Raw genomic sequence first — 25583 nt, 5'->3', positions numbered from 1 at the left:
CGCGCGCATGCCATAAGGCAAGCAGTTTATTGCATCGGCTGATGACTCTCTGAATCAAGAAATTCAATGTCCTCAACCACACTTAGACACGGTTCATGCGGCAAAGTGTTTTTGGCTTGCCACACCAGATCGCAGATCCCGTCGGTAGGATTAAAACCGGTCGGCATACTTAATAGCAGGCTTCGAATCTCTTCATGATCAAAACGGAAACACGCACTATCGAGTTCGGCCAAAAACGCCCGCAGTTGTGGCCATGGCAGCATTAACTCGGAGGCTTTCATGATCCGAGGATGGGCAGTGCCCTCAACCTGTTCACCAATAAGCAGCTCCTCAAACAGCTTCTCACCTGGGCGTAAGCCAGTGATCTTAACCTCAATATCACCAGTGGGGTATTTTTCGCTCTTGAGCTTCAGACCACTCAAACGGATCATCCTGTGCGCCAAATCGATAATCTTGACCGGCTCACCCATATCCAACACAAACACATCCCCCCCCTGCCCCATGGCTCCCGCTTGGATCACCAACTGCGACGCTTCAGGAATGGTCATGAAATAACGAATGATGTCGGGGTGGGTCAAAGTCAAAGGGCCACCATCACGGATCTGCTTACGAAACAACGGCACAACAGATCCGGATGATCCCAGTACGTTACCAAAACGCACCATGCAGAAACGGGTTTGCTGCTGCGCAGCAGCCAACGATTGCAACACCAGTTCGGCCAATCGCTTGGTGGTCCCCATGGTATTAGTGGGACGCACCGCCTTATCAGTCGAAATCAACACAAAGGTTTCAACTTTGGCCCTGATAGCCGCCTGTGCACAATAAAGAGTGCCAAAAACATTATTGCGCACCCCCTCAACCACGTTATATTCAACTAGGGGGACATGCTTGTAAGCCGCAGCATGGTAAACCGTCTGTATTTGGAAGGTGCTCATCACCGCTTGCAAGCGATGTTGTCGCTGCACCGATCCCAGCAATGGCACTATATCAACCTGTAACCCTTCTTGCCGGCTAATTTCTTGCAGTTCTTTATCGATGGCATACAAGCCATATTCAGACAGCTCAAACAACACCAGTTGCTCGGGTTTGCAACGGATAATCTGACGACACAATTCAGAACCGATGGAACCGCCCGCTCCCGTCACCATCACCCGCTTGCCAGATATATTGGCATTGATCAGTTCAGGGATTGGAGCAACCGCATCACGCCCCAACAAATCCTCAATACTGACTTCTTTAAGCTCATCGATATGAGCATTCCCCTCAACCAGATCAGCCATACCAGGGATAGAGAGAACCTCACATGGGCACTGCTCCAATCGATTGATCACCGCTTGCCTCACACTACGCGAAGCACTCGGCATAGCAAGCAAGATTTTTTTAATATCAAAGCGCTCAATCAATGCCTCGATAGCGTCAGTACTGTAAACGTTAACCCCCTGAATCACGGTCTTAACCAATGCGGAATCATCGTCAACAAACGCCACTGGCAGGTACTCCTGACCTTGATTCAATGCAAGTTGCAACTGACGCCCGGAAGAACCTGCACCATAAATAAGCACTGCCACTCGTTGCTGACGATTGCGCTGAACTAACGCCCGGAAAAACAGCCTCACCCCACCGATCAGCAACACCGAAAACGCAAAATAGATAACAGATACAGTACGAGGAAGTGAACCCCCCATAAAAAATGCCAGCATAACCAACGACATCGTAGAAAGAAGAGCTCCAAGCGACACAGTCCACAACACCTTGAAACCGACATAGCGTAATACTGCGCGATAAAGTCCTAACCGCATAAAGATGATGATGGTTATCGGCAGTAACAACGCCAGCATTTGCCAATGCAGCCCACTCTGAAATGGAATATTATCATCAAGGCGAACCCAATAACCGCCCCAGAATGCCAAAGTTAGCAATAGCAGATCAGCACAGACACTAATTCCCCGTTTATAAACACGGGGGATAGCCAAGAAAGAGGTCAACATAATGGCACCATCTTGTTAACAACGGTAAGTAAGATAAGGTGAAGCAACTAGGTACAATACTATTTCGATCCAACCGCATCGCCTGTACCACTACCAGTTGCCGTCATGATGATATAACGAAAGTAGCTAGTTAAGGTGAGGGTATCGATCATCTGCCGATCTGTTTTAGCCAGCAATTCCGGAGTAGACATATCGATATTTTGTACCTGTGCCAATCCGGTAATTCCGGGTAAAACCTCATAAACTCCTAGAGCATCACGCTCTTTGATTAGTTCCTCCTGATTAAAAAGATTAGGCCGCGGCCCAACCAAGCTCATCTCACCTTTAAGTACATTGATCAGTTGTGGAAGTTCATCAATTTTAGTCTTACGTAAAAAAGCCCCTAACTTGGTGATCGAACTTGTGCTCGCCAAGTGGCTCGCCACCGACTGGGTATCGACCGACATGGTACGAAATTTAATCAGCTTGAATGGTTTTTTGTGTTTACCAACTCTGGTTTGCACAAAAATCGGCGAGCCAGTGTCAAACAGGCCAATAATAGTGACGATAAGCAAAATGGGCCATAACAGCAGCAGCCCCAAAAAAGCTGCGCACAAATCCAGCAACCGTATCAACATAATTATTCTTCCTCAATAAAACAACGCTGAATACCTTCTGCGACCGATATAGGTGGTTGCCAACCCAACGTATGTTTGGTGTGACAGATATCAACCTGAAGATTACCACACAGTCGCTCTATCACAGCCTGTTTTCCTGTCATGCGTCCCAAGAACTGCAGCCAACTCACCGGCACCGGTAATAACAGTGGCTGTTTACCCGCTGCGCGCGTCATCATCTCAAGCAATTCGGTTGTTGAAATATCGTCATCATCACTGACTAAAAAGGTTTGATTCGCCGCATTAGGATGACGGATACAGGTGATGATCAAATGGACCAGATTAGCCAGTGCTACCATGCTGCGTTGGTTATTGATAGATCCCAATGGCAACGGAAGATTTTTTTTTGCAATAGTCAGTAATGAAGAAAAATTACCTTTAACACCAGGCCCATATACTAGTGGTGGACGAATTATTACCAGCTCCATTCCTGAGTTGGCCACCAATTGTCGTAGTCCATTTTCTGCAGCTTGCTTTGAACGCCCGTAAGCATCCTCAGGGGCAGCAACACAATCATGCGTAAAAGGCTGGCTATAAATGGTCGATTCGCCATTTACTTTAATAGAACTGATAAAGATAAAACGCTTCACGCCCGCAGTAATTGCCTGGCGCGCCAATTTCAAGGTACCATCGACATTAATATCCCGATAAAGATCTACCTCATTACACACTAAATCATTCATCACATGCGCTTGTGCTGCACAATGAATGACCACATCAACATCAACCAAGGCGGCGGCATAATCCACTGTAGCGCTAATCCCTCCCACCACATGGCTAATCATTTGAGAACTGGTATCGGCAGCACGGTTAGCCTTTATGCCAACGGGTGCGCGACGACCATAAGTACGTATTGTTACATCAGGTTGCTGCATTAACTGCTTCAATACTGCATTACCCACAAAGCCGGTGGCACCGGTTAGCAATATTGTCATTTATTTGACTCTAAAAATGTATTAATTATCTGTTGAGCCGCGGCCTTAACTGAAAAGTTAGCTGCAAGAACAGCATAACCACGCTGCCCCATTTCAACACGCAATGTTTTATCATTTAAAAGATTAACTGCCGCCGTTAACAAGGCATCATCCTCACCATTGATATATGCCCATCCAGCACCTTGGCCATTAATGAAATCAATCACGTCATTCCCCTGATTCACACTACCAAGAATCGGCAAAGACTGAAGCATATAACCAAGCAACTTCCCGGGAAAGTTATGTGCTTTATGTGTTTTAGCTAATGAAAACAAACCAACATCAACCTGCGTCAAAACTTGCTTATATGCATCTTGGTTGATTGAAGGTAGCAGCGTTAGGTTGTGAAGGTTTTCAACAACTATAGCCTTCTTGACTAACTCGAATTCATCACCCTGGCCAATAAATAAAAAATGAGCATTTGAGTATCGAGTCATATTTTTAACTAAACGTAATAAATTACGCATATCTTGGGCGTGGCCAATATTTCCGCCATAAAAAAATATGACTTTACCATTCAAACCATATACTTTCCTAATATCTATAAGTTGCGACGAGAAACTGATAGGATTAATATCAGCCCAGTTCCTTAGCACTTGTAGATTATTGTACTCGGAATGCAGAGTTCTAAAATAATCAACATTTGCAGGAGACATTAAACCAATGCAGTCAGATGCATTGTAATTTATTTTTTCAAAAAAATGGAAGTATGATGCGATCGGTGATTTAGCAGAAATCAATCCTTCATCAATTACCCATTGTGGGAAAATATCTCTCAATACCAAATAATTAAATGTTTTTGCTTTACGTTTAAACCAATGCATTAATGGACCAAAAAAAATAGTTGGAGAATAATTAATGCATAGTTCGAATGAATATATATCCTTTCTATTTCTAATGGCAAAAAAAGCATTAAGAGATAGCAATGATTCACTTATCACTCTTTTAACCTTGCCCTGCCCCCGCATAGGTGGATTACGAAAACGCCATATTTCTACACCATCGATAGAATCAACCTGAAGACGTTTAATTTGTTTGCCATGGCTGGGTGTTATTATCACCGGTTCATGGCCAAGCCTTTTAAGCTCTAATGCCAGTTCATGGAACATTTTGGCATGAACTAAAGTACTATTCGGTAAATAATCATCAGGGAACAGGGCGATTTTCACAGCGACTTTCTCCACACCACTCGATTGACATAATCGGTGTAGCTTAAAATTGTGCGAAGCACTTTATCTGATACATTCGGAGCAATGTAATCTTGTACCTTATTGATCAGACGTGTTGTACCACGTGATTGTTGCTCCAAAACTTCAATCGCCTGAAGGATCCTTTCAACACTCATTCCGGTGAACATCACAGCTCCTTCTTCAAACCCTTCTGGACGCTCTTGTGCTTCCCGAATATTGATGGCAGGGAAGTTCAAGATAGATGACTCTTCCGTAATGGTACCGCTATCGCTTAGCACTACCTTGGCATCCATTTGCAAGCGCACATAATCACTAAAACCAAGTGGTTTTAACAAATTAACTAAAGGGTGGAAAGTTAATTTCAATGCTTCAATTTTTTTCCGGGTACGTGGATGAGTCGAAACAATAATCGGATACTGGTATTTTTCAGCAAGCTCGTTTAATACCCTAACATAACTGTAAATATTTTTATCCGAATCCACATTTTCTTCACGGTGTACACTGACCAAGAAGTATTCCCCCTTAGTGAGTGACAGGCGAGTTACCACATCGGCAGTGTGAATTTTATCGTGATAAAATGCCAGTACCTCGTCCATTGGACTACCGGTTTTAACGATTAAATCAGGTTTAATCCCCTCGTTTAAAAGATATTCGCGAGCAATCTCGCTATATGGCATATTCACATCAGAAATATGATCCACAATTTTACGGTTGATCTCTTCTGGTACGCGTAAATCAAAGCAACGATTACCCGCTTCCATATGGAATATCGGGATTTTTTTACGTTTGGCAGAAATAGCAGCCAATGCACTGTTTGTATCCCCCAGAATAAGGAGTGCATCTGGCTTTAAATCAGAAAATACCTTATCTGACTTGCTGATAACTTGCGCCATCGTTTCAGCCGCACTGCTGCCAGCACACTCTAAAAACACATCAGGGGCACGTATGCCTAAATCATCAAAAAATATTTGATTGAGTTCATAATCATAATTTTGGCCGGTATGCACCAAGGTATGATCACAAAACTCATCTAGTTTAGCTATCGTACGTGAGAGACGAATGATTTCAGGACGAGTGCCTACAATAGTCATCACTTTTAGTTTTTGCATTGCACATACCTTGTCAAATAATCGTTATGCATAAATTCAATCAACTCATTCCAACTGGGTACAGTCAAATCCAGCTCTTGGCGCAAGCGGCTAGAATCAAGCGAACGGTCGATCACCAATTGGGTTGACTCATTAATCTCAATATCTTTGCCATAAATATCAGCCACCAACGAGATTAAATTGTGCTTATTAATAGGCTCGGCAGACAAATGGTACAACCCACAAATCTCAGGTCTGTTCAGAATGTTGTCAGCCAGTAGTTTGGCGATGTAACAAGTTGGCACTCCAGAAAACACTGCCTTAGAAAACCCATTCACAGCACCTGATTGACTTAAAAACCAATCAACCAAGCTAACAGCTGAATCCAGCTCATGGCCAATAATTGAGGTGCGCAAGGTTAAGTGGCGGCCATAGCTAACCTCACCTAGACACTTAGACTTACCATACAGATCTGTCGCGGTCGGCAAGTCAGCTTCCTGATACATGCCTTGCTTGCCATCAAACACACAGTCTGTCGAAAAATGGATTAACCGCGCATCATATTGGTCACACAAAGCAGCCAACTGATGTGGCAGCAGTGCATTTATCTCTATCGCCGCCACATGCTGCTTGGCAATATCGTGCTGCTTAATCAAGCCAATACAATTGATCACCACCTCTGGCTTGGTAGTGACGAACGCCTGCTCAATACAGGCGATATCAGTGACATCAATACCTTGCAACAGTTGCTTTTGGTACTGCGCAAAAAAAGCCCCCTTGCCGGTCACGTTGCGTACTGTGCCCATAACGTTTAATGCTGGGTTATCAGCTAAATTGCTAAACAGGCTGTAACCCAACATACCAGTGGCACCCAAGATTAACACATTCACCGTTATACCCCTTCCGGCACGATTAGATTACCGGCTTCGATTTCACGAATGAAATCGAGCTTACGCAGCAGTTGCTTCATCTCAGCTACATCGAGGCGATCAGTATTATGGGAGTTATAATCTTCAATTTGTGACAGATCTTTCTCACCCTCTTCAAAATATTTTGAGTAATTAAGATCACGGTTATCAGCTGGCACTCTAAAATATTGCCCCTGCTCTTGGGCTACAAACATTTCCTCTCGGCTACACAAAGCCTCAAACTGCTTTTCTCCATGCCTAGTTCCTATAATGTGAACCGGGTGGTTTGGTTTACCAAGGATATCAAGCAGAGCTTTTGTTAAAACTTCAATAGTAGCTGCCGGAGCCTTTTGTACAAAAATGTCACCGTTTTTTCCATGTTCAAACGCATGTAAAACCAGATCAACTGCGTCATCTAGTGTCATCATAAAGCGAGTCATATACGGGTCGGTAATGGTGATCGCATCACCATTAACGACTTGGCGAATAAACAGTGGAATAACTGAGCCACGTGAGGCCATCACATTACCATAACGGGTACAGCAGATCGTTGTATTCGTGTTTTCCAAATTACGACTCTTGGCTACGATCACCTTTTCCATCATAGCTTTGGATATTCCCATTGCGTTTATAGGGTAGACTGCCTTATCTGTGCTTAAACACACAATCCGCTTCACACCATGGCTGATGGCGGCCTCTAAGACATTCTCAGTACCAAGCACATTGGTCTTTACCGCCTCTAATGGATAAAACTCACAAGATGGTACTTGTTTTAAGGCAGCCGCATGATAGACATAATCCACACCACGCATAGCATTAGCCACACTTTGATAATCACGGACATCGCCTAGATAAAATTTTAATTTATCTGACTTAAATATCTTCCTCATATCATCTTGTTTTTTTTCATCGCGACTGAATATTCTAATTTCAGATATGTCAGTATCAATAAACCGTCTTAGCACGGCATTTCCAAAAGATCCTGTACCACCTGTAATTAGCAGCTTTTTATCAAGAAACATAAATCCACCCATATTAGTGTTGAATAGAAAATCATTAAAAACTATATACTTATCAGTAAAATGATATTTATAACATGAAAAAATGACGTATATTAGTGAGACTATTACTACATATAGATGCAAATTTAATATGTAATAAATAACATATCGCATCAGTTTTTAGCCTAAAAATTGACATTCATAGAAGCTAACATTAAAACATACTATGAACCAGCCAATTCTGGCATGCCTACCTAGCGTTGAATAAATAGCACTTGATTAAATTCACATTGACCAACCATTAATAATCATAGATCAAATCTAGATTTAAGCGCATTGGGGCCAAATTTTAAAACTGAAAATATAAACGATAATAACGCCCTATACCTATTTATCTTTAATGAAAAATCAGGCTTTTTGGATGAATAGGAAACAAAAAGACTTGTAGTTTTTTTAATGTTAAATTCTGCAGCTTTGTCTCTGTGTAAGCCAGACAAATATTGAAACTCTTCATTGTTCATATAATAAAGTGATGATATTTTATCATAAATAGATACTCTTGTATCAGTTGCACCATCTTCATTATATGAGAACCCCTTAACTTCAGAGAAAAAACCACACGTAAGAGGCATCTTTATGGACTCTATACCAACAATAGACGGTATACCAGCAGAGCTAGCTTCTATTATCGTTGTTCCAGAGCCTATAAAGCAAAAACAACCATCAAGAACTGAATGTAAGTCAGAATACTCTACACTCCCCATGAAATGAACAAAATCACAGACCCCAAGCTTTTTAGCTAAATTTAACAGATCATTTTTCTCCGGTCCATCTCCATAAATAAAATACTCAAAAGGAGCAATTTCACGCAATTCTTTCAACAATGTGATAACATGACGATTGTATGTTTTAAAATCAACCAACCTGCCTACAGATACGATCTTCAGTGAGCTCTTTATTGGTGAAATGGCTTTGTATTTTTCTAAATCAATCCCAAGAGGAAGTATATGTGATTCTGACAGGTCAGAATCAATTAAATCATCGGCCAACTTCAACATAAACTCATTTGGGAACAACGTTAACATGACATTTTTATCATAGAGTTTAAGTAAACTCTCCCTAAAATAACAGGATCGATCCCGCCACCAAGATATTTCTTTGGCATGATAAATTCCAATGCTAAGGTTTGTGAAATTAATTTTGTCTTTATTAAAGAAAACAAAACCCAGCGTCATTAGATCGACCACATGAACAATATCGTATTTTTTCCCAAGCTTTTCCTCAAGTTTTTCCCCACATAATGACATTGCGTTGAGCCAACTAGAAGAGGATATTAGAGGAAAATAATCCAGAATATATATAGATGCAAACTTGGAGAGCTCTTCATAGTTTTTTGCATTAAATGAATTAGATAACAATATAAAATCTATATTTTCGCCTTGTTCTCTTAGTTCTTTAGCCAAGCGTATAACATACGTCTCAACCCCCCCAATATTTAACCCACCAAGCACAAATAGAATGCTTGACATTTCAACCTCCACTTTATTAAAAAGTCAATCCCAAAGAATTAAAATGGAATCCCACCAGACCAGGATGTATTAAAATTAAAATCCATCAACAATGTTAATAATGCATACATAACCACCACTACAACCCCACCTTTTCCGAATAAGACAGAAAAAGCGAATGGTATTATAATGTATTCAAACATTGATATTACAGAATACCCTCTCCCTGACAAAATTGCAAAGCTACCAAAGAAAACTCGAAATGCAAATGCAGAAAAAAAGTACATGAACGAAAAATAAAATGTTGGAAACTTTGCGTTTAAAGCATCCCAATAAAATAAACAAACAACAACAAAAAACAGATTTTTTATATTCACTACATCCCATAATGGTATTTGATATGAATACATATCTGCATTCAAATACAGCTTCAACTTTTCTCCATACTCTCCCCAACCAGAAAGAGTCCACATTATATCTTTAATATTTAGCCATGGAGAAACAAATAATAAAAGAACAGTAAGAAATATTAACGTTCTTTTTGACGGATGAATAAAATATAAAACGATAGGAATTATAGATAATAATGCAGTTATGTGGACACCAAGAGAAACCAACCAAAATAAAAATGATTTAAAATATTTTTTATAGTAAAGCTCTTTTGCCGAGAAAAAGACTAGCGCCGATGCTAATCCGACGCGAATTGCATTTAACTCTTTAGCTAAATAAAAATGAGAAAAATAAACTAAAACTGACACTAAAAAAAATGGAGATAATTCTTTTATAGCTTTCAAATTAAAAGCCACTGCTAAAAATGAAACCACAAAAAACAAAAATATACTATCGCTACCTAAAAGCAAAATTATCTTTAATAAAAGAAAAAATAAAAATTCAACATTATAATCTGAATATCTATACTCAAAAATAGATGCAAGACCATTCCCGGACTCGGCTATTTTTTTAAAAATTTCGACATATGCCTCATCATCACTACCAAATCCAACATTTCGGAAGGTGGCAATAGCGCATAGAACAAAGACAGAATACAAGAATGATATATTATTCGCCGAATCTTCCCCATATATTAATGACCAAAATGCCATTGATAACAACGAAAAGAAAAAAAGTATAAATAAAATCTGACTCTCTAACATTAATAATGCCCTTTTCATAATAGAGCCAAATAAATATCTCTACAAAATGATGTGCAAACGTCTCACCAGAACAATTTTATTCATCTGCTCATTTTATTGCAAATAAAGGAAAAAACAAATAGGCTCAATATAAAATAAATGCAGTAAGACAGTGCATATGAGAACATCACATTTTCAGCATCTATAGCACCTGACAAATAAACTTTCGCATACAAAACAAGCAGAATTAATGAACATTGAAATAACTCTGCAAATATATATATACGACTGGCCGCTTTAGCCACTGCGACAAAACCAAATACACTAGCTGTGATTTTAAAAAAATCACCAACAAGCTGATATATTAATATATCACATAATTTCAAAAAGTCTTTCGAGAGCAAAGTGGAGATAAAAAAACCCCTGAATAAATATAACACCCCCAACCCTAAAAACACTCCGAACGCTGTTATTAGCATCCCCCCAAAGACTTTACGCTTGATTATATACCAGTTTTCTTCTTGAGAAATAATAGGCATGAACCAATATGCCAGGACAACAGATATTAGGCTAGTGTATGCAGCTGATAATCTTAGTGCGCCTTGCCACAATCCAACCTCGTGGTAACCATCATTTATAGAATGAATAATATATTGTCTTATAACTATTTCTGTTAGTGGAAACGAGACAACACTGACCAATAGCATCAAAGTAAACTTACTCAAGTTTCGCGTAAACTTAGGATCATATAAATTTATATTTATTAGTGAATATAGTCCATGCTTAGACGAATAATAAACAGCTGGGATTATTGGAGTTAAAACACTAAGAATAAGAGAAATAATAACACCACTGAACCCCATATTATTTATAAGCAACCAACATATAGGTATGCCAATTATACTTCCTATGATTTGTGATTTAGCATAAAGAACATTCTTTCCTATTCCATTAAACACCCCAAGATTTATATTAAGAAGAGCCAATATAACCTGAGATATAGACAGAACAACTATATAGATATACAACTCTCCGCTGCCAAATATAAATTTTGATATAGTTTCAGAAAAAATAATAAAAATAAGCAGCATTATAACTGATGATATCAAAGAATATCTAATAGCTGAGGATACGAATAGCGTCAAACGTTTAACATCACCTCTATACTCTGATGTATATTTTATCACTCCATTAATAATACCTCCACCAGCCAGAATTCCGCACACAGTTAAAAGGCTCATGAAGTTCCCTATCCTACCGAGACCATCAACCCCCATTTTGTATGCGATTAGTTTTAAAATAAAAAAGCCCATTAATAATTTTGACAAATGAGCCATAAATGTGAGCATTACACCATAATAATTTTTAATTTTCAAAGCTGTACCTGCTAACTCCTAAAAGACAATCATATATTGACAAGTTTAAAAAATTAAAATGCAGCTAAAAAATCAAGACAAGATATATATGAATGCATGGTGTTGATGCATATCACATACACTACCTTGCCTCCTATTCGCTATATTTATGAATTTAAAAAAGTATATAATAACAGGTCTAGTTTCATTTTTAAAATAACAGTGCTACATCACGAACGTAGCACTGTTCAACACAATTATATTTCTTCCAATATAGAGCACACCCTACTGACACAGTGTTCATCTATCCCAAGCCATATTGGAAGACGCAATAAACGTTCACTTTCCTTTGTTGTGTGTACTTCATTATTATGGAATACACCAAGCTGCAAACCAGCTGGTGCACTATGTAACGGAATATAATGAAATGCTGTTGATATACCACCTTCTGTTAAAGCTTGCATAACCGTTGTCCTGGCATCAAGATCCTTTAGCTTTATATAAAACATATGCGCATTGTGTTCGCACCCCTCAGGAATAAATGGTAGTTCAATCGAGACTCGACTTTTTAATTCTGAAAGCTTTAAGTAATACTTATTCCAGAGAGATAATCTAAAATTATTTATTTCATTTGCTTTTTCTAGTTGCCCATACAGATAAGCAGCTTGCAATTCCGAGGGTAAGTAACTACTTCCGATATCAACCCAAGTATACTTATCTACCATTCCGCGAAAGAAAAGACTTCTGTTAGTGCCTTTTTCTCTAATAATCTCAGCTCGTCGAATAAGAGTGGAATCATTAATAATTAGTAACCCCCCCTCACCACCGCTAGTATAATTTTTTGTTTCATGAAAACTATAAGCCCCCAAGTGACCTATAGTACCTAATGCCTTTCCTTTGTAGGTAGACATCATGCCTTGAGCTGCATCTTCCACCACATAAAGATTATATTTTTTAGCTATCCCCATAATTTTGTCCATTTCACATGCTACACCAGCATAATGGACAGGAACAATGGCTTTTGTTCTATCTGTAATAGCATCTTCAATTAAATTTTCATCAATATTCATTGTATCAGGACGAATATCAACGAAAACTATTTTTGCGCCTCTTAATACAAATGCATTTGCCGTGCTAACAAACGTATAGCTTGGCATAATGACTTCGTCACCAGGTTGAATATCTATGAGCAATGCAGCCATTTCAAGAGCTGCAGTACATGACGGAGTCATTAATGCCTTTTCACATGGTAAGTTTTCTTCAAACCAAGATTGACATTTCTTACCAAAAAAGCCATCACCTGAGAGCTTATTACTTTTCACTGCTTGCAAAATATACTGCTCTTCATTGCCTGTTAGTGGTGGCTTATTAAATGGAATGTTCATTGTTAATTTCCTTCAAAAAATCTGACTCAAGTCTGGCAATATTTCTATCTCGTTCTTTCAAACGATAAGCTGGATTACCTATATATATTCCCCATGAGGCGGTACTTTTCAATAAAAGGCTCATAGCACCTATAGCACACCCTTCCCCAATGGTAACGCCAGGGAAGACTACTGAATTCGTACCAATAACGACCTGCTTTTCTATCTTGACAGGCAAAAAAATTTCATTTTTATATTTTTTGGGGATTAGTGAATTGACCATGCTTCGACCAGAATAGTCATCACTTTGTGAAAAAATTTTCACGCCATAGGCAAGTGTACAGAAGTCGCCAAGATATACACCTGGTATACCTCCTGCAATAAGACACATTGGAGTAATATGGCAAAATTTACCAATTGTCACATTGCCAGATAAAATACAAAAATCATCAATTCTAGAGCAATCATCTATTGTAATTTTTTCCGGATCGTAAATTCTGGCTTTATCACTAATTTTTACATTCTTACCAAGAAATTTAAATCCTAGAGAATGCAACTCGTCTTCATTTAGATACGCCATAAATCAAGCTCTAGTTAACTCAATGAGATACTGTCCATAGCTGTTCTTTGCCATTGTATTTCCAATTTTTATTACTTCATTCCGACTAAGCCAACCATTACGTAAGGAAATTTCCTCAAGGCATGCTATTTTGAATCCCTGCCTTGCCTCTATTGTCGCGACAAAATTAGATGCTTCAAGAAGGCTTTCGTGAGTCCCACTATCAAGCCAAGCAAAGCCACGACCTAACAACTCAACATTGAGTTGATTGCGCTCAAGGTATATCTGGTTAATGCTTGTAATTTCGAGTTCACCTCGTTTTGATGGTTTTACTTGTTTAGCGATTTCAATGACCTGGTTATCATAAAAGTAGAGTCCAGTTACTGCAAAGTGAGACTTGGGCTGAGCGGGTTTTTCTTCAATAGAAATTACACTTTGTTTTTCATCAAATTCGACAATACCGAAACGTTCCGGATCTTGCACTTTATAACCAAATACCGTGGCGCCATCTGTTCTCTGTGCAGCTTGACGCAGCATAGGTGAAAAACCCTGCCCCCAAAACAAATTATCACCCAAGATAAGACAAACTGACTCTTGGCCAATAAACTTTTCACCAATGATGAAAGCCTGAGCCAGTCCATCTGGACTTGGCTGAACCTCATATGTCAATGAAATCCCAAATTGGCTACCATCACCTAAAAGTCGCTGAAAACTAGCCTTATCTTCAGGAGTGGTAATAATCAAAATCTCTCTTATGCCAGCCAACATTAATACCGATAGAGGGTAATAGATCATAGGCTTGTCATAAACGGGTAATAACTGCTTGGAAACTCCCATCGTAATGGGGTAAAGACGGGTACCAGAGCCACCAGCCAGAATAATGCCTTTCATTATTTTTTCTCCCCGTACTGTAATTCAATCCAAGATTGGTAAGCACCGCTCTTGACGTTATTCACCCACTGCTGGTTATCCAGATACCACTGCACGGTTTTACAAATGCCAGACTCGAACGTTTCTTGCGGTTGCCAAGCAAGCTCACTGCTCATCTTGGTCGCATCGATCGCATAGCGGCGATCGTGACCGGGACGATCCGCTACATAGGTGATTTGATCTCGATAAGAGCCCGCCTTCGGCACCATCTCGTCCAGCAGATCGCAGATGGTGTGTACCACCTCCAGATTCTGCTTCTCGTTGTGGCCGCCGATGTTGTAGGTCTCTCCGACCACGCCGGTGGTCACCACCTTGTAGAGCGCGCGCGCATGATCTTCTACATAGAGCCAGTCACGGATCTGGTCGCCCTTGCCATAGACCGGCAGCGGCTTGCCATCCAGTGCATTGAGGATCACCAGCGGGATCAGCTTCTCGGGGAAGTGATAAGGGCCGTAGTTGTTGGAACAGTTGGTGACGATGGTCGGCAGGCCGTAAGTACGGCGCCAGGCGCGTACCAAATGGTCGCTGGAAGCCTTGGAGGCTGAATAGGGGCTGCTGGGGGCGTAAGGAGTGGTTTCGGTAAAAAGCGGCAATGGCTCACCGGCAGCCACTTCATCCGGATGGGGCAGATCCCCATACACCTCATCGGTGGAGATATGGTGGAAGCGGAAAGCAGCCTTGCGTACTTCATCCAGACCGTTCCAATAGGCACGTGCCGCTTCCAGCAACATATAGGTGCCGACGATATTGGTCTCGATAAAGTCAGCCGGGCCTGTGATGGAGCGGTCAACATGACTCTCGGCGGCCAGATGCATCACGGCATCCGGCTGGTGCAGGGCAAACACCCGATCCAGCTCGGCACGATTGCAGATATCCACCTGTTCAAACGTATAACGATCGCTTGTCGATACATCGGCCAAGGATTCCAGATTGCCGGCATAGGTGAGTTTATCGAGGTTGATAACGGCATCCTGAGTATCACGGATGATATGACGCACCACAGCAGAGCCGATAAAGCCTGCGCCACCGGTAACGAGAATTTTCATAGATATGCGTTCTCTTGCGAGGAATGAATACGGAATTGGGTATCGGAGGGATAGAACGGTGATCAGCTATAGCTGCTCAAAAAAATCAACAGATAGCGTCTGTTACTAACACTATGCAGCGCCCCTGGTTAAACATTAAGCAAAAAGACGGGTGATACCATGGCTACCGCCCCTGGGTTACAGCCCCCAGTTTGCTGCTTTTAACCGAATTTTGTTTGCTGTTGGTCATCGTGTCCTCCAGCATTTTTATGTTTTGATGGTCGATAACAGTGTTACCCGCTCGCATTTTATATGCCAAAAGAGGGGTACCAAACCAAACGACACATAGTCTACCAGCCCGATAAGGGGCAGATTCTATCTCGTTTTCTGTAAACCTGCACACCAAAAAGTGCCTTCATCAAGGGTTTTCAATCAAGATTCGATGGAGAACCGAAAGCACTTGATGATCTCATCCGAATCACCTTTCAAAATCGAACAGATCACAGCCAAGTTACCGTTTTTCAGGTGGAAAAAATGGGGCAACCGCTCGTCTTGCCCCATTTTATAGTCAGCTTTAACTGACTCATTTATCAAATTGTGATCTGTCGCTCAGAACAGATGGACACGCTTTTGCTCAGTCACCTTTTGACTCAACCGCTGCAGCCATGCGCGCCTCTTTGCTCTGGTGGCTGGTGAAGTAACGCATCACCAGCACAAAGAAGAGCGGCACGAAGAAGATGGCCAGCACGGTGGCGCTGATCATCCCCCCCATCACGCCGGTACCGATGGCATTACGGCTGCTGGCACCGGCGCCGGAGCTGATCACCAGCGGCAGCACCCCGAGGATAAAGGCGAGCGAAGTCATCAGGATCGGGCGCAGACGCAGACGCGCCGCCTCCACCACCGCCTCACCCAGCCCCATCCCCTTGTCATAGAGCTCTTTGGCAAATTCCACGATCAGGATCGCGTTCTTCGCCGACAAGCCTATGGTGGTGAGCAGGCCCACCTGGAAGTAGACGTCGTTCTCCAGCCCGCGCAGGGTGGCAGCCAGAATAGCCCCCAGTACCCCGAGCGGCACCACCAGCATCACCGAGAAGGGGATGCTCCAGCTCTCGTAGAGGGCCGCCAGACAGAGGAACACCACCAGCAAGGAGATGGCGTAGAGCGCGGGCGCCTGCGAGCCGGCCTGCCGCTCCTGGAAGGAGAGCCCGGTCCACTCGATGCCCACCCCTTCCGGCAGCTTCTTCACCATCTGCTCGATGGCGGCCATCGCATCACCGGTACTCTTGCCCGGTGCAGCTTCCCCGACGATCTCCATCGCCGGCACGCCGTTGTAACGCTCCAGCCGCGGCGAGCCGAAGCTCCACTCGGTGCTGGCAAACGCGGAGAAGGGCACCATCTGACCGGCGCTGTTGCGCACATACCAGAGCTTCAGATCTTCCGGGTTCATCCGGAAGGGAGCATCCGCCTGCATATAGACCTTCTTGATCCGGCCACGGTCGATGAAGTCATTGACGTAGGCAGAACCCCAGGCGCTTGCCAGCGTGTTGTTGATCTCCGCAATGGAGAGCCCCTGCGCCAGCGCCTTTTCGTAGTCGATCTTGATATCGAGCTGCGGCGTATCTTCCATCCCGTTCGGGCGCACCCGCACCAGAGTCGGATCCTGCGCCGCCATGCCGAGCAGCTGGTTGCGCGCCGCCATCAGCTTCTCGTGGCCGATACCGCCGCGATCCTGCAGGAAGAAGTCAAAACCGGTCGCCGTCCCCAGCTCCGGGATGGGAGGCAGGTTGAAGGCGAAAACCTGCGCCTCCTTGATGCTGAACAGATAGCCCATGGCGCGGCCGATGATGGCATTGGCACTGCGATCCGGGCTCTTGCGCTCGCTCCAGTCTTTGAGTTTGATAAAGGCCATACCGCTGTTCTGACCGCTACCGGCGAAGCTGAAGCCCGCCACCGTCAGTACGGAATCGACGTTATCCTTCTCGTTTTTCAGGAAGTAGTCGCGCATGTCCGCCAGCACCACCTCGGTGCGCTGCTTGGTCGCCCCCACCGGCAGTTGCACCATGGACATGATGACCCCCTGATCCTCCTCCGGCAGGAAAGAGGTGGGCATCCGCATAAAGAGCACCGCCAGCACCACCAGCATGGCACCGTAGATGAGGCTGTAGCGCACGCCCTGCTTGATCACCTTGCCCACCCCGCGCTGGTAGCGCTGGGTGCCGGCATCAAAGGCGCGGTTGAACCAGCCAAAGAAGCCGCGCTGGGCACCGAACTCGCCATGTTTCATCGGCTTGAGCAGGGTGGCACAGAGCGCCGGCGTCAGGATCAATGCCACCAGCACCGATAAGGTCATGGCCGAAACGATGGTCAACGAGAATTGGCGATAAATGGCACCGGTCGAGCCGCCGAAGAAAGCCATCGGCACGAATACGGCGGAGAGCACCAGGGCAATCCCCACCAGCGCGCCGGTGATCTGGGTCATCGACTTGCGGGTCGCCTCCAGCGGGGAGAGATCCTCCTCGCTCATCAGCCGCTCCACGTTCTCCACCACCACGATGGCGTCATCCACCAAGAGGCCGATGGCCAGCACCATGCCGAACATGGTGAGGGTGTTGATGGAGAAGCCGAACGCCGCCATCACCCCGAAGGTACCGAGCAGCACCACGGGCACCGCAATAGTCGGGATCAGGGTCGCCCGGAAGTTCTGCAGGAAAAGATACATAACGCAGAACACCAGGAAGATCGCCTCGATCAGGGTCTGCACCACCTCCTCGATGGAGATCTTCACGAACGGCGTGGTGTCGTAGGGGTAGACGATCTTCATGTTGGCCGGGAAGTACTCCGACAGCTCGTTCAGCTTGGCACGCACCTTCTCGGAGGTATCCAGCGCGTTGGCACCGGTCGCCAGCTTGATGGCTACCGCCGCGGTGGGCTGACCGTTATAGAGCGCCTCGGCGTCATAGCTCTCGCCAGCCAGCTCGACCCGGGCCACATCTTTCAGCCGCACCTTGGCGCCATCCTGAGTCACCCGCAGCAGGATATCGTTGAACTGCTCGACGGTGGAGAGACGGGTCTGGCCCATGATGGTGGCGGTGAACTGCTGATCGGCCACCGAGGGGGTACCCCCTAGTTTGCCAAACGCCACCTGGGCGTTTTGCGCTTTGATCGCCAGCTGCACATCACTCGGGGTCATCTGCACCCGGTTGAGCTTGTTGGGGTCGAGCCAGATCCGCATGGAGTACTGGCTGCCGAACAGGGTGATATCCCCTACCCCGTCCAGACGGCTCAGCGGCTCCTTGATGTTGGAGACCACATAGTCCGCCAGATCGTCGTTCTTCATGCTGCCATCGCTGGAGATGAAGGCGGCCACCATCAGGAAGCTGCTGGAGGTCTTCTGCACCCGAATGCCCTGTTGCTGCACTTCTTGCGGCAGCAGCGACATCGCCTGCTGCAGCTTGTTCTGCACTTGCACCTGGGCGATATCTGGATCAGTCCCCGGCTGGAAGGTCAGGGTCACTGACACCCGGCCGGCAGAGTCGGACTGGGAGGACATGTAGAGCAGGTGATCCAGCCCCGTCATGTTCTGTTCGATGATCTGAGTCACCGAATCCTCTACCGTCTTGGCAGACGCGCCCGGATAGCTGGCGGAGATGCTCACCGCCGGCGGCGCAATGCTCGGATACTGGGCGACCGGCAGCTTGATGATGGCCAGGCTGCCCGCCAGCATGATCACCAGCGCGATCACCCAGGCAAAAATGGGTCTGTCTATGAAAAATCGAGCCATGAAGCGACTACTCCATCCTACTTGTTGGCCGGGGTGGCGGCAGTTGCCGACGCCGCAGCCTGTTCAGCCGGATTGACCACGGCACCCGGACGCACTTTCTGCAACCCGGCCACGATCACCCGCTCGCCGGCATTGAGACCGGACTCAACCACCCAACTGGTGTCGACGATGCGGCCCAGCTGAACGTTGCGCAGGTCCACCTTGTTGTCAGCGGTCACTACCAGCACGGTGGCGCCACCATTAGGAGTGCGGGTTACCGCGGTTTGCGGCACCAGCAGCCCTTTGGCCCGCTCGCCCTCTTGCAGGGTGGCGCGCATGAACATGCCGGGCAACAGCAAGTGGGTGGGGTTGGGGACAATCACCCGCAGGGCCACCATGCCGGTGGTCTCATCCACGGTGACGTCGGAGAACTGCAGCGAGCCCTCTTCGCCATAGGTAGTGCCATCTTCCAGCTGGAAGCTCACCTTGGCCCCTTTATGTTCGTCCTGCACCACCTTGCCCTCGGCCACCAGTCGCTTGAGACGCAGCAGATCGGCGGTGGACTGGCGCACATCGACATACATGGGGTCGAGCTGCTGGATGACGGCGAGGCTGTCAGCCTGCTGGGCGGTTACCAGCGCCCCTTCGGTCACCGCGGAGGTGCCGATGCGGCCGCTGATGGGCGCCGTGATGCGGGTGTAACCCAGATTGATCTCGGCGGTGCGCAGGGCTGCCTTGCTCGCCATGATTTCAGCCTGCGCCTGCTTCCAGCTGGCGTCGGCATCGTCATAGTCCTGACGGCTGATGGAGTTGACCTTGAGCAGCTCCTGATAGCGCTTGGCCTTGAGGCGGGCGCTCTGCTCGTTGGCCTGCGCCTTGGCCAGATTGGCCTTGGCGCTGGCGACAGCAGCCTGATAGACAGCCGGATCGATCTGATAGAGCAGATCGCCAGCCTTCACATCGCTCCCCTCGGTAAAGAGGCGCTTGAGGATGATGCCACCCACCTGCGGGCGCACTTCGGCCACCCGCAACGGGGCGCTGCGGCCGGTCAGCTCACTGGTCAACTTGAGCGGAGCACTCTGCAGGGTCACCACGTCAACCGCAACGGGAGGCATGCCCCCCTGTCCCTGCGGCGCGCCCTTGTCGCCACAACCTGCCAGCAAGCCTGTTGCCAGCAGGGCAAGACCTACCGAACGAGCAAGAATATGTTTATGCATGAAACACCTGAGCCTTTGCCAGTCAATGAACAATCAGGGCCACGTGGGCCCTGTTGGTAAAAATCGGAAAGATGAGGCAATATACATACATTCATAAATGTATGTAAGTGACTTTTTTTGCTGATTAAGGGGCGCAGAAGCAGATGGCCAGACGGACCAAAGAGGAGGCACAGCAGACCCGCTGCACCATCATGAAGACGGCGCTGGATCTCTTCTGCAGCCAGGGGCTGGCCAAGACCAGCCTGACCGACATCGCCAGAGCCGCTGACCTGACGCGCGGGGCCATCTACTGGCACTTCAAAAACAAGGAGGAGCTCTTCTTCTCCCTCTGGGAAGAGCTCTGCCAACCCCTCGCCCATCAGCTCGACGCCTGCGTCAATGAAGAGGAGCCCGACCCCCTCGGCAAGCTGCGCGACTTCCTCAAAGAGGTGCTAACCCGCATCACCCGGGATCAGGCCCACCAGCAGATGTTCACCATCCTGTTCAATCTGGAATCACTGGAGGGGGAAGCCATCTCCCTGCGCGAACATATCCGCAGCCAGTCCAGCAACTTCTTTCGGGATCTGGAGACCACCCTCACCAACGCCATCCGGCGCGGACAGCTGCCCGCCAATCTGGATCTGCGGCGAGCCTCCACCCTGCTCCACTGTACCCTCGATGGCTACATCATCAACTGGCTCCACTTTCCGGAGCGGATCGATCTGGCCGCCGAGTCGGAGTACCTGCTCGACTGCATGTTCACCATGCTGACCCAACCCCGCAATCCGGCGGTTCGTTCCTAGTGTTCCCCCTCTGCGCCAACTTGCGGGCCACTTTGCCAGCGCAGCCCCCGATTTGCTAAGGTAGCGCCCCCTGCAGCCGCTTCGGCCCGAGACCATCGCTGTGACATCCACTGACGCCATCACCCAAGATACCGCCCATTCCGCCAGCCCGACTCCGGCGCACACCGCCTTTACGGCCCGGCTGGCCGCTGGCGCCCACCTGCTCAACCTTGACTGCGACGACGGGGTGGACCTCTGCTGGTTGCGGGATGGTGGTTTTCGGGTCACCGCCTGCGAGCCCGAGCTGGCGCTGGCCCGCAGCGCATCGCGCCGCTCGGGTCAGGCGGTGCGGGTTTGCCCCATCGCGGGGATGCGCAGCGTGCTCCCCTATGACGGCATCTGGCTCAGCCGTCCCGCCGACCTTGCCGGGCAGAAAACAACTGACACCCTGCGCCATCTCGCTACCCTGCTCAAACCGGGTGCGCCGCTGGCGTTGCCGGTTGCAACCGATCGCGCGGCAGCCATGACTCAACTGGCCGAGCGACTCAAAGAGGATGAGATCCCGCTGGCGATCTGCGCGGAGCAGCCCGCCCAATCCGCGGCGGCGTCGAGTTATCTGCTGCTGACCCGCACGTTCGCTTGATTGGCGGCGGCGGTTAACCCCTTAACGGCGCTCGCTTTTATCCCTAGCAGGCTCTAACCCCGAGGCCCCGCACGCCCTCTGTCAGCCCACCATGTTCGATACACCATGCCGCATCTTGCGCGTTTAAATATCGGCGTTTTCCGGTCGGGAAAAATAGCCGTTAACAATATTTAACTCGGCATTAACCCATTCAAGACAGACATAATGCGGATTCTGTGTTAGAAAGTGTGATTAATATCAAAATTTAATAACAAATCTGACAATACAACCAACACCGGATTTCCTTATGAAACTTGTCCTCAAACTCATTGCTGGCATCCTTGCCGGTCTCTTGCTCGGTCTCTACGCCCCTGAGTGGGTGGCGCGCGTGCTGTTTACGGCCAAGACAGTCATAGGTCAGCTCATTACCTTCACCATTCCGCTCATCATCCTCTTCTTCATCATGAGCGGTATCGCCAGCCTGCCGAAGAACTCTGGCAAGCTGCTGGGCAAAACCGTGGCCCTCTCCTACTGCTCCACCATTCTGGCGGGCCTGTTCGCCTTTACCGTGGCGAGCCACCTGATCCCGCAGCTGACTACAGCCGCCGAACCCACTACCGCCGAGGCGGTCAAGCTCGCCTCCTACGTCAATCTGGAGATCCCGCCGCTGTTTGGCGTGATGTCCGCGCTGGCCGCCGCCTTCGTGTTCGGTATCGGCATCAGCGCCACCCAGGCCACCGATCTGCGTCGGGTCGCCGATCAGGGCCGTGACATCATCGACCGCCTGCTGGCCAAGGTGATCATTCCGCTGCTGCCGTTCTACATCGCCGGTGTCTTTGTCGAGATGACGGTGGAAGGCACCGTGTTCGCCACCCTGAAAACCTTCGGCGTGGTGCTGGTGATGGCGATCCTGATGCACTGGGTATGGCTCTCCGTATTGTTCGTCGGTACCGGTCTGGCCCTTGGCCGTTCACCGGCCCAGCTTATCAAGAACATGCTGCCAGCCTATTTCACCGCGCTGGGTACCATGTCGAGCGCCGCCACCATTCCGGTTGCCCTGCAGTCGAGCAAAAACAACGGCGTGAGCGACGGCATCGCCAACTTCACCGTGCCGCTGTGCGCCACCATTCACCTCTGCGGCTCCACCATTACCCTGGTGACCTGCGCCACCGCAGTGATGTTCCTCTCCGAGCATCTGGCCATTCCGGGCATCGACACCATGCTGCCCTTCATCATGATGCTGGGTGTCATCATGATCGCCGCCCCGGGGGCTCCGGGTGGTGGCGTCATGTCGGCACTGGGTCTGCTCACCTCCATGCTCGGTTTCGGTGAAGCCTCCATCGCCCTGATGATCGCCCTCTATCTGGCGCAGGACAGCTTCGGCACCGCCTGCAACGTCACCGGTGACGGCGTGATCGCCCTGTGGGCCGATCGCTTTGCCAATGGCAGCGAGAGCGCTGCCCCCGTAGCCGAGGCTGAACAGGCGTAAGCTCGCCGGGATGGCCCGACCATCCTCTGCAAAAACCACAGGCCCGAACCTCTGTTCGGGCCTGTGTCGTTTCTGCCTTAACCCATCTGACCAGAGCCAGTCAGGCAGCATCAGCGCAAGCCGGCACCCCACACCATCAAATCGGCATCATGGGGCCACCCGCTGCACTCGTCAGATTGTTACTTTAGCGAAACAGTTGCCAAGTAGACTGTTGCGCCCAAGATAACAATCAAGCGCATCAACCGCCGCCGGGCCATACTTGCTGCCAGCATCACAGCCGCCCGATCACCACGCTGGCGGCCGCCATCACCGCAGGAGAAGAGATCATGTCCATCTGGTTATTGAGTCTGCTCGCCTCGTTTGTGCTGATCCTCGCCATGACCACCCTCATCTGGTGGCGCCAGTATCGGCTGGCCCAGCAGCGACCGGACAAGCAGATCCGCCCCTGCGGCTGCTCGGGTGCCAGCGCTGACCACCTCGACCAGTCAAACGAGTCGCCGCGCAAACCATAAGGGGCTGCGGGCGACGAGCCACAAAACCGCGGCCATCAAATCTGACAAATGCAAAGGGGACGCTCGCTGGCGTCCCCTTCTCTTGCTCTGCATCGTTGACCCTCTTGCTTGCCCCTTGTCCCCCTTGCGCTGGCTTTGCCGCCCCCATCTCACTCAGCCGGTTTCGCCTCGTCCGTCTCCGGTGTAGTGGCCGGATCCTGATACTGCTGATAGATGGCATAAAACTCGGCCTTGTTGCGCAGGGCCGCGGCGACACAGGCGGGATCGAACTGGCTGCCGGCATGCTCCTCCAGATAGGCAAAGGCCGTCTCGAACGGCCAGGGCTGCTTGTAGGGGCGCTCGCTGGTCAGGGCATCAAACACATCGGCCACCGCCACGATGCGCGCCGCCAGCGGGATCTCCTCCCCCGCCAGCCCCAGCGGATAGCCGGTGCCGTCGAAGCGCTCGTGATGGCTGGCGATGATATTGGTCAGCATGTCGGTGTGGTGAATGCCGTCGAGGCCAAACTCGCTGATCATCAGGTTGATCATCTCCCGCCCCTTGCCGGGGTGGCACTTCATGATCTCGAACTCTTCCGGGGTCAGCTTGCCCGGCTTGAGCAGGATGCCGTCCGGCACCGCAATCTTGCCGATGTCGTGCAGCCCGGAGAAGAGATAGACAAACTCCACCTCCTCATCGCTGAGGCCAGTAACAGGGGCCAGGGTTCTGGCGATCAGCCGGGAGTAGGCCGACATCCGGTGCAGATGGTTGGCGGTCTCCTCATCCCGATAGCGGCTGAACTCCCGCGCCGTGGTCAGCGCCCCGCCAAGGGTCTGAATGGAGAAAAACTCGACGGCGATGATGGCCGAGAGCATCTGGGCATAGGCTGACAGCTCGCTTCTGATCGGCTCGTTGAAATAGTCCGGCTCCATGGCATCGCAAAACAGAAAGCCAAACAACTTGCTGTTGAACAGCAGCGGCTCGGTATAGCTGGAGGCATAGCCCGCCTCCAGCAGCTTGCGGCTGTGCTCCGACACAGAGTCACGCAGAACATCGAGATTGCCGAGCACGCGGGCGTGGTGGTGCTCCGCCAGATAACGCAGGGAGGGGACATCGCTCAGCTTCACCTCGTACTGCACCAGCGGAGAGTGGCCTTCGGTGCTGTGGGCAAAGGTCTTGAGCTGATCGGTATGAGGGTCGTAGATTGCGATGGCCACCCGGCTCAGCTTGTCAAAACGCTCCCTGAGGGTGGCGTGTACGCTCTGCATCCTTTCGCCAAATGAACTCTCCATCACCTTCTCCACCGGATCTCCGTGATGGGATTATAGTGACTCCCTCTGTCCCCCTCACCTCTGTTGACATGAAAATCAACAAAGCGGGATCCCGATAACAACCCCGCTCTGCGGAGGCGATAGCCCCATTGATGGCAGGCCTTTGGCGGCGATTCGCGCCGCCCAATCCTGCCCACTCGGAGATATTGTTCGGTTCTCCCGGCTCCGCTGTATAGTTTTTGGTTAGCCATTTAGGTAAAATCCGCGCCCTTAAAGAGAAGCCACCTAAG

General features: G+C 48.1%; 21 protein-coding genes. 4 read left to right on the top strand and 17 right to left on the bottom strand.

Annotated elements, in window-relative coordinates; translation table 11 throughout:
* Positions 1-26 precede the first annotated feature (26 nt).
* The 16 genes from AACR93_RS15780 to AACR93_RS15705 all read right to left on the bottom strand — a co-directional run bounded on the left by AACR93_RS15780 (position 27) and on the right by AACR93_RS15705 (position 20659).
* A complete protein-coding gene (locus AACR93_RS15780; RefSeq protein WP_043851290.1) occupies positions 27-1988 on the bottom strand; it encodes a polysaccharide biosynthesis protein in 1962 nt (653 codons plus the stop codon).
* 59 nt (positions 1989-2047) lie between these two features.
* Positions 2048-2605 (bottom strand): sugar transferase, encoded by a 558-nt coding sequence (locus AACR93_RS15775; protein WP_156152984.1) that lies wholly within the window; start codon positions 2603-2605, stop codon positions 2048-2050.
* Positions 2606-2607: 2 nt separating this feature from the next.
* Positions 2608-3579 carry a UDP-glucose 4-epimerase family protein gene (locus tag AACR93_RS15770; protein WP_043851289.1) on the bottom strand — a complete coding sequence of 324 codons (972 nt, stop codon included), beginning with the start codon at positions 3577-3579 and terminating at the stop codon, positions 2608-2610.
* A complete protein-coding gene (locus AACR93_RS15765; protein WP_043851288.1) occupies positions 3576-4787 on the bottom strand; it encodes a glycosyltransferase family 4 protein in 1212 nt (403 codons plus the stop codon). Before AACR93_RS15765 ends, AACR93_RS15770 begins: the two co-directional genes overlap by 4 nt.
* On the bottom strand, positions 4784-5917 hold the full coding sequence (gene wecB / locus AACR93_RS15760) for a non-hydrolyzing UDP-N-acetylglucosamine 2-epimerase (RefSeq protein ID WP_043851287.1): 1134 nt from the start codon (positions 5915-5917) through the stop codon (positions 4784-4786). The genes AACR93_RS15765 and wecB overlap by 4 nt, the downstream gene beginning before the upstream one ends.
* Positions 5905-6786, bottom strand: a complete 882-nt coding sequence (locus AACR93_RS15755) for a dTDP-4-dehydrorhamnose reductase family protein (protein WP_043851286.1) — start codon at positions 6784-6786, stop codon at positions 5905-5907. The genes wecB and AACR93_RS15755 overlap by 13 nt, the downstream gene beginning before the upstream one ends.
* Positions 6787-6788: 2 nt before the next feature.
* Entirely contained in the window at positions 6789-7826 is a 1038-nt protein-coding gene (locus tag AACR93_RS15750; protein ID WP_043851285.1) for a polysaccharide biosynthesis protein, read from the bottom strand.
* A 287-nt stretch (positions 7827-8113) separates the two neighbouring features.
* Positions 8114-9334, bottom strand: coding sequence for a glycosyltransferase (locus tag AACR93_RS15745; RefSeq protein ID WP_052497086.1), 1221 nt, complete (start codon positions 9332-9334; stop codon positions 8114-8116).
* 38 nt (positions 9335-9372) lie between these two features.
* A complete protein-coding gene (locus AACR93_RS15740) occupies positions 9373-10467 on the bottom strand; it encodes an EpsG family protein (protein WP_197077969.1) in 1095 nt (364 codons plus the stop codon).
* An 80-nt stretch (positions 10468-10547) separates the two neighbouring features.
* Positions 10548-11822 carry an oligosaccharide flippase family protein gene (locus tag AACR93_RS15735; RefSeq protein WP_156152982.1) on the bottom strand — a complete coding sequence of 425 codons (1275 nt, stop codon included), beginning with the start codon at positions 11820-11822 and terminating at the stop codon, positions 10548-10550.
* A gap of 236 nt (positions 11823-12058) precedes the next feature.
* On the bottom strand, positions 12059-13186 hold the full coding sequence (gene rffA, locus AACR93_RS15730) for a dTDP-4-amino-4,6-dideoxygalactose transaminase (protein ID WP_082044130.1): 1128 nt from the start codon (positions 13184-13186) through the stop codon (positions 12059-12061).
* Positions 13170-13745: an acyltransferase gene (locus AACR93_RS15725; RefSeq protein ID WP_082044129.1), complete on the bottom strand. Its 576-nt coding sequence runs from the start codon at positions 13743-13745 to the stop codon at positions 13170-13172. The genes rffA and AACR93_RS15725 overlap by 17 nt, the downstream gene beginning before the upstream one ends.
* A gap of 3 nt (positions 13746-13748) precedes the next feature.
* Positions 13749-14615 (bottom strand): glucose-1-phosphate thymidylyltransferase RfbA, encoded by an 867-nt coding sequence (gene rfbA, locus AACR93_RS15720; RefSeq protein ID WP_043851283.1) that lies wholly within the window; start codon positions 14613-14615, stop codon positions 13749-13751.
* Positions 14615-15700, bottom strand: a complete 1086-nt coding sequence (rfbB, locus tag AACR93_RS15715) for a dTDP-glucose 4,6-dehydratase (RefSeq protein WP_043851282.1) — start codon at positions 15698-15700, stop codon at positions 14615-14617. The genes rfbA and rfbB overlap by 1 nt, the downstream gene beginning before the upstream one ends.
* 613 nt (positions 15701-16313) lie before the next feature.
* A complete protein-coding gene (locus tag AACR93_RS15710) occupies positions 16314-19463 on the bottom strand; it encodes an efflux RND transporter permease subunit (RefSeq protein WP_043851281.1) in 3150 nt (1049 codons plus the stop codon).
* 17 nt (positions 19464-19480) lie between these two features.
* A complete protein-coding gene (locus AACR93_RS15705; RefSeq protein WP_043851280.1) occupies positions 19481-20659 on the bottom strand; it encodes an efflux RND transporter periplasmic adaptor subunit in 1179 nt (392 codons plus the stop codon).
* A gap of 143 nt (positions 20660-20802) precedes the next feature.
* On the opposite strand from AACR93_RS15705, the gene AACR93_RS15700 reads away from it, so the two are divergent.
* The 4 genes from AACR93_RS15700 (at position 20803) to AACR93_RS15685 (ending at position 24043) form a co-directional block, all read left to right on the top strand.
* Positions 20803-21441 carry a TetR family transcriptional regulator gene (locus AACR93_RS15700; RefSeq protein WP_033115834.1) on the top strand — a complete coding sequence of 213 codons (639 nt, stop codon included), beginning with the start codon at positions 20803-20805 and terminating at the stop codon, positions 21439-21441.
* Positions 21442-21541: 100 nt separating this feature from the next.
* Positions 21542-22063: a hypothetical protein gene (locus tag AACR93_RS15695; protein WP_052497084.1), complete on the top strand. Its 522-nt coding sequence runs from the start codon at positions 21542-21544 to the stop codon at positions 22061-22063.
* Positions 22064-22349: 286 nt separating this feature from the next.
* Complete coding sequence (locus tag AACR93_RS15690; RefSeq protein WP_041208319.1) at positions 22350-23531, top strand: dicarboxylate/amino acid:cation symporter; 1182 nt, start codon at positions 22350-22352, stop codon at positions 23529-23531.
* 326 nt (positions 23532-23857) lie between these two features.
* Positions 23858-24043 carry a hypothetical protein gene (locus AACR93_RS15685; protein WP_043851279.1) on the top strand — a complete coding sequence of 62 codons (186 nt, stop codon included), beginning with the start codon at positions 23858-23860 and terminating at the stop codon, positions 24041-24043.
* A 149-nt stretch (positions 24044-24192) separates the two neighbouring features.
* On the opposite strand, the gene AACR93_RS15680 is transcribed toward AACR93_RS15685, so the two are convergent.
* Positions 24193-25314, bottom strand: coding sequence for an HD domain-containing phosphohydrolase (locus AACR93_RS15680; RefSeq protein WP_043851293.1), 1122 nt, complete (start codon positions 25312-25314; stop codon positions 24193-24195).
* Between the last annotated feature and the right edge of the window lie 269 nt (positions 25315-25583).

Origin of the sequence: Aeromonas sp. L_1B5_3, from assembly GCF_963866575.1 — a bacterium.
Lineage (GTDB): Bacteria > Pseudomonadota > Gammaproteobacteria > Enterobacterales > Aeromonadaceae > Aeromonas > Aeromonas jandaei.
Note: the sequence above shows the minus strand (reverse complement) of the source record. Positions and strands in the feature narration are given on the sequence as shown.

Excerpts from the sequence above, each read along its gene's own strand:
- AACR93_RS15775 (WP_156152984.1), bottom strand. The coding sequence starts at position 2,605 with ATGTTGATACGGTTGCTGGATTTGTGCGCAGCTTTTTTGGGGCTGCTG.
- AACR93_RS15710 (WP_043851281.1), bottom strand. The coding sequence starts at position 19,463 with ATGGCTCGATTTTTCATAGACAGACCCATTTTTGCCTGGGTGATCGCG.
- AACR93_RS15700 (WP_033115834.1), top strand. The coding sequence starts at position 20,803 with ATGGCCAGACGGACCAAAGAGGAGGCACAGCAGACCCGCTGCACCATC.
- AACR93_RS15745 (WP_052497086.1), bottom strand. The coding sequence starts at position 9,334 with ATGTCAAGCATTCTATTTGTGCTTGGTGGGTTAAATATTGGGGGGGTT.
- rffA (WP_082044130.1), bottom strand. The coding sequence starts at position 13,186 with ATGAACATTCCATTTAATAAGCCACCACTAACAGGCAATGAAGAGCAG.
- rfbA (WP_043851283.1), bottom strand. The coding sequence starts at position 14,615 with ATGAAAGGCATTATTCTGGCTGGTGGCTCTGGTACCCGTCTTTACCCC.
- AACR93_RS15750 (WP_043851285.1), bottom strand. The coding sequence starts at position 7,826 with ATGTTTCTTGATAAAAAGCTGCTAATTACAGGTGGTACAGGATCTTTT.
- AACR93_RS15685 (WP_043851279.1), top strand. The coding sequence starts at position 23,858 with ATGTCCATCTGGTTATTGAGTCTGCTCGCCTCGTTTGTGCTGATCCTC.
- AACR93_RS15705 (WP_043851280.1), bottom strand. The coding sequence starts at position 20,659 with ATGCATAAACATATTCTTGCTCGTTCGGTAGGTCTTGCCCTGCTGGCA.
- AACR93_RS15680 (WP_043851293.1), bottom strand. The coding sequence starts at position 25,314 with ATGGAGAGTTCATTTGGCGAAAGGATGCAGAGCGTACACGCCACCCTC.
- rfbB (WP_043851282.1), bottom strand. The coding sequence starts at position 15,700 with ATGAAAATTCTCGTTACCGGTGGCGCAGGCTTTATCGGCTCTGCTGTG.
- AACR93_RS15770 (WP_043851289.1), bottom strand. The coding sequence starts at position 3,579 with ATGACAATATTGCTAACCGGTGCCACCGGCTTTGTGGGTAATGCAGTA.
- wecB (WP_043851287.1), bottom strand. The coding sequence starts at position 5,917 with ATGCAAAAACTAAAAGTGATGACTATTGTAGGCACTCGTCCTGAAATC.
- AACR93_RS15725 (WP_082044129.1), bottom strand. The coding sequence starts at position 13,745 with ATGGCGTATCTAAATGAAGACGAGTTGCATTCTCTAGGATTTAAATTT.
- AACR93_RS15740 (WP_197077969.1), bottom strand. The coding sequence starts at position 10,467 with ATGTTAGAGAGTCAGATTTTATTTATACTTTTTTTCTTTTCGTTGTTA.
- AACR93_RS15690 (WP_041208319.1), top strand. The coding sequence starts at position 22,350 with ATGAAACTTGTCCTCAAACTCATTGCTGGCATCCTTGCCGGTCTCTTG.
- AACR93_RS15780 (WP_043851290.1), bottom strand. The coding sequence starts at position 1,988 with ATGTTGACCTCTTTCTTGGCTATCCCCCGTGTTTATAAACGGGGAATT.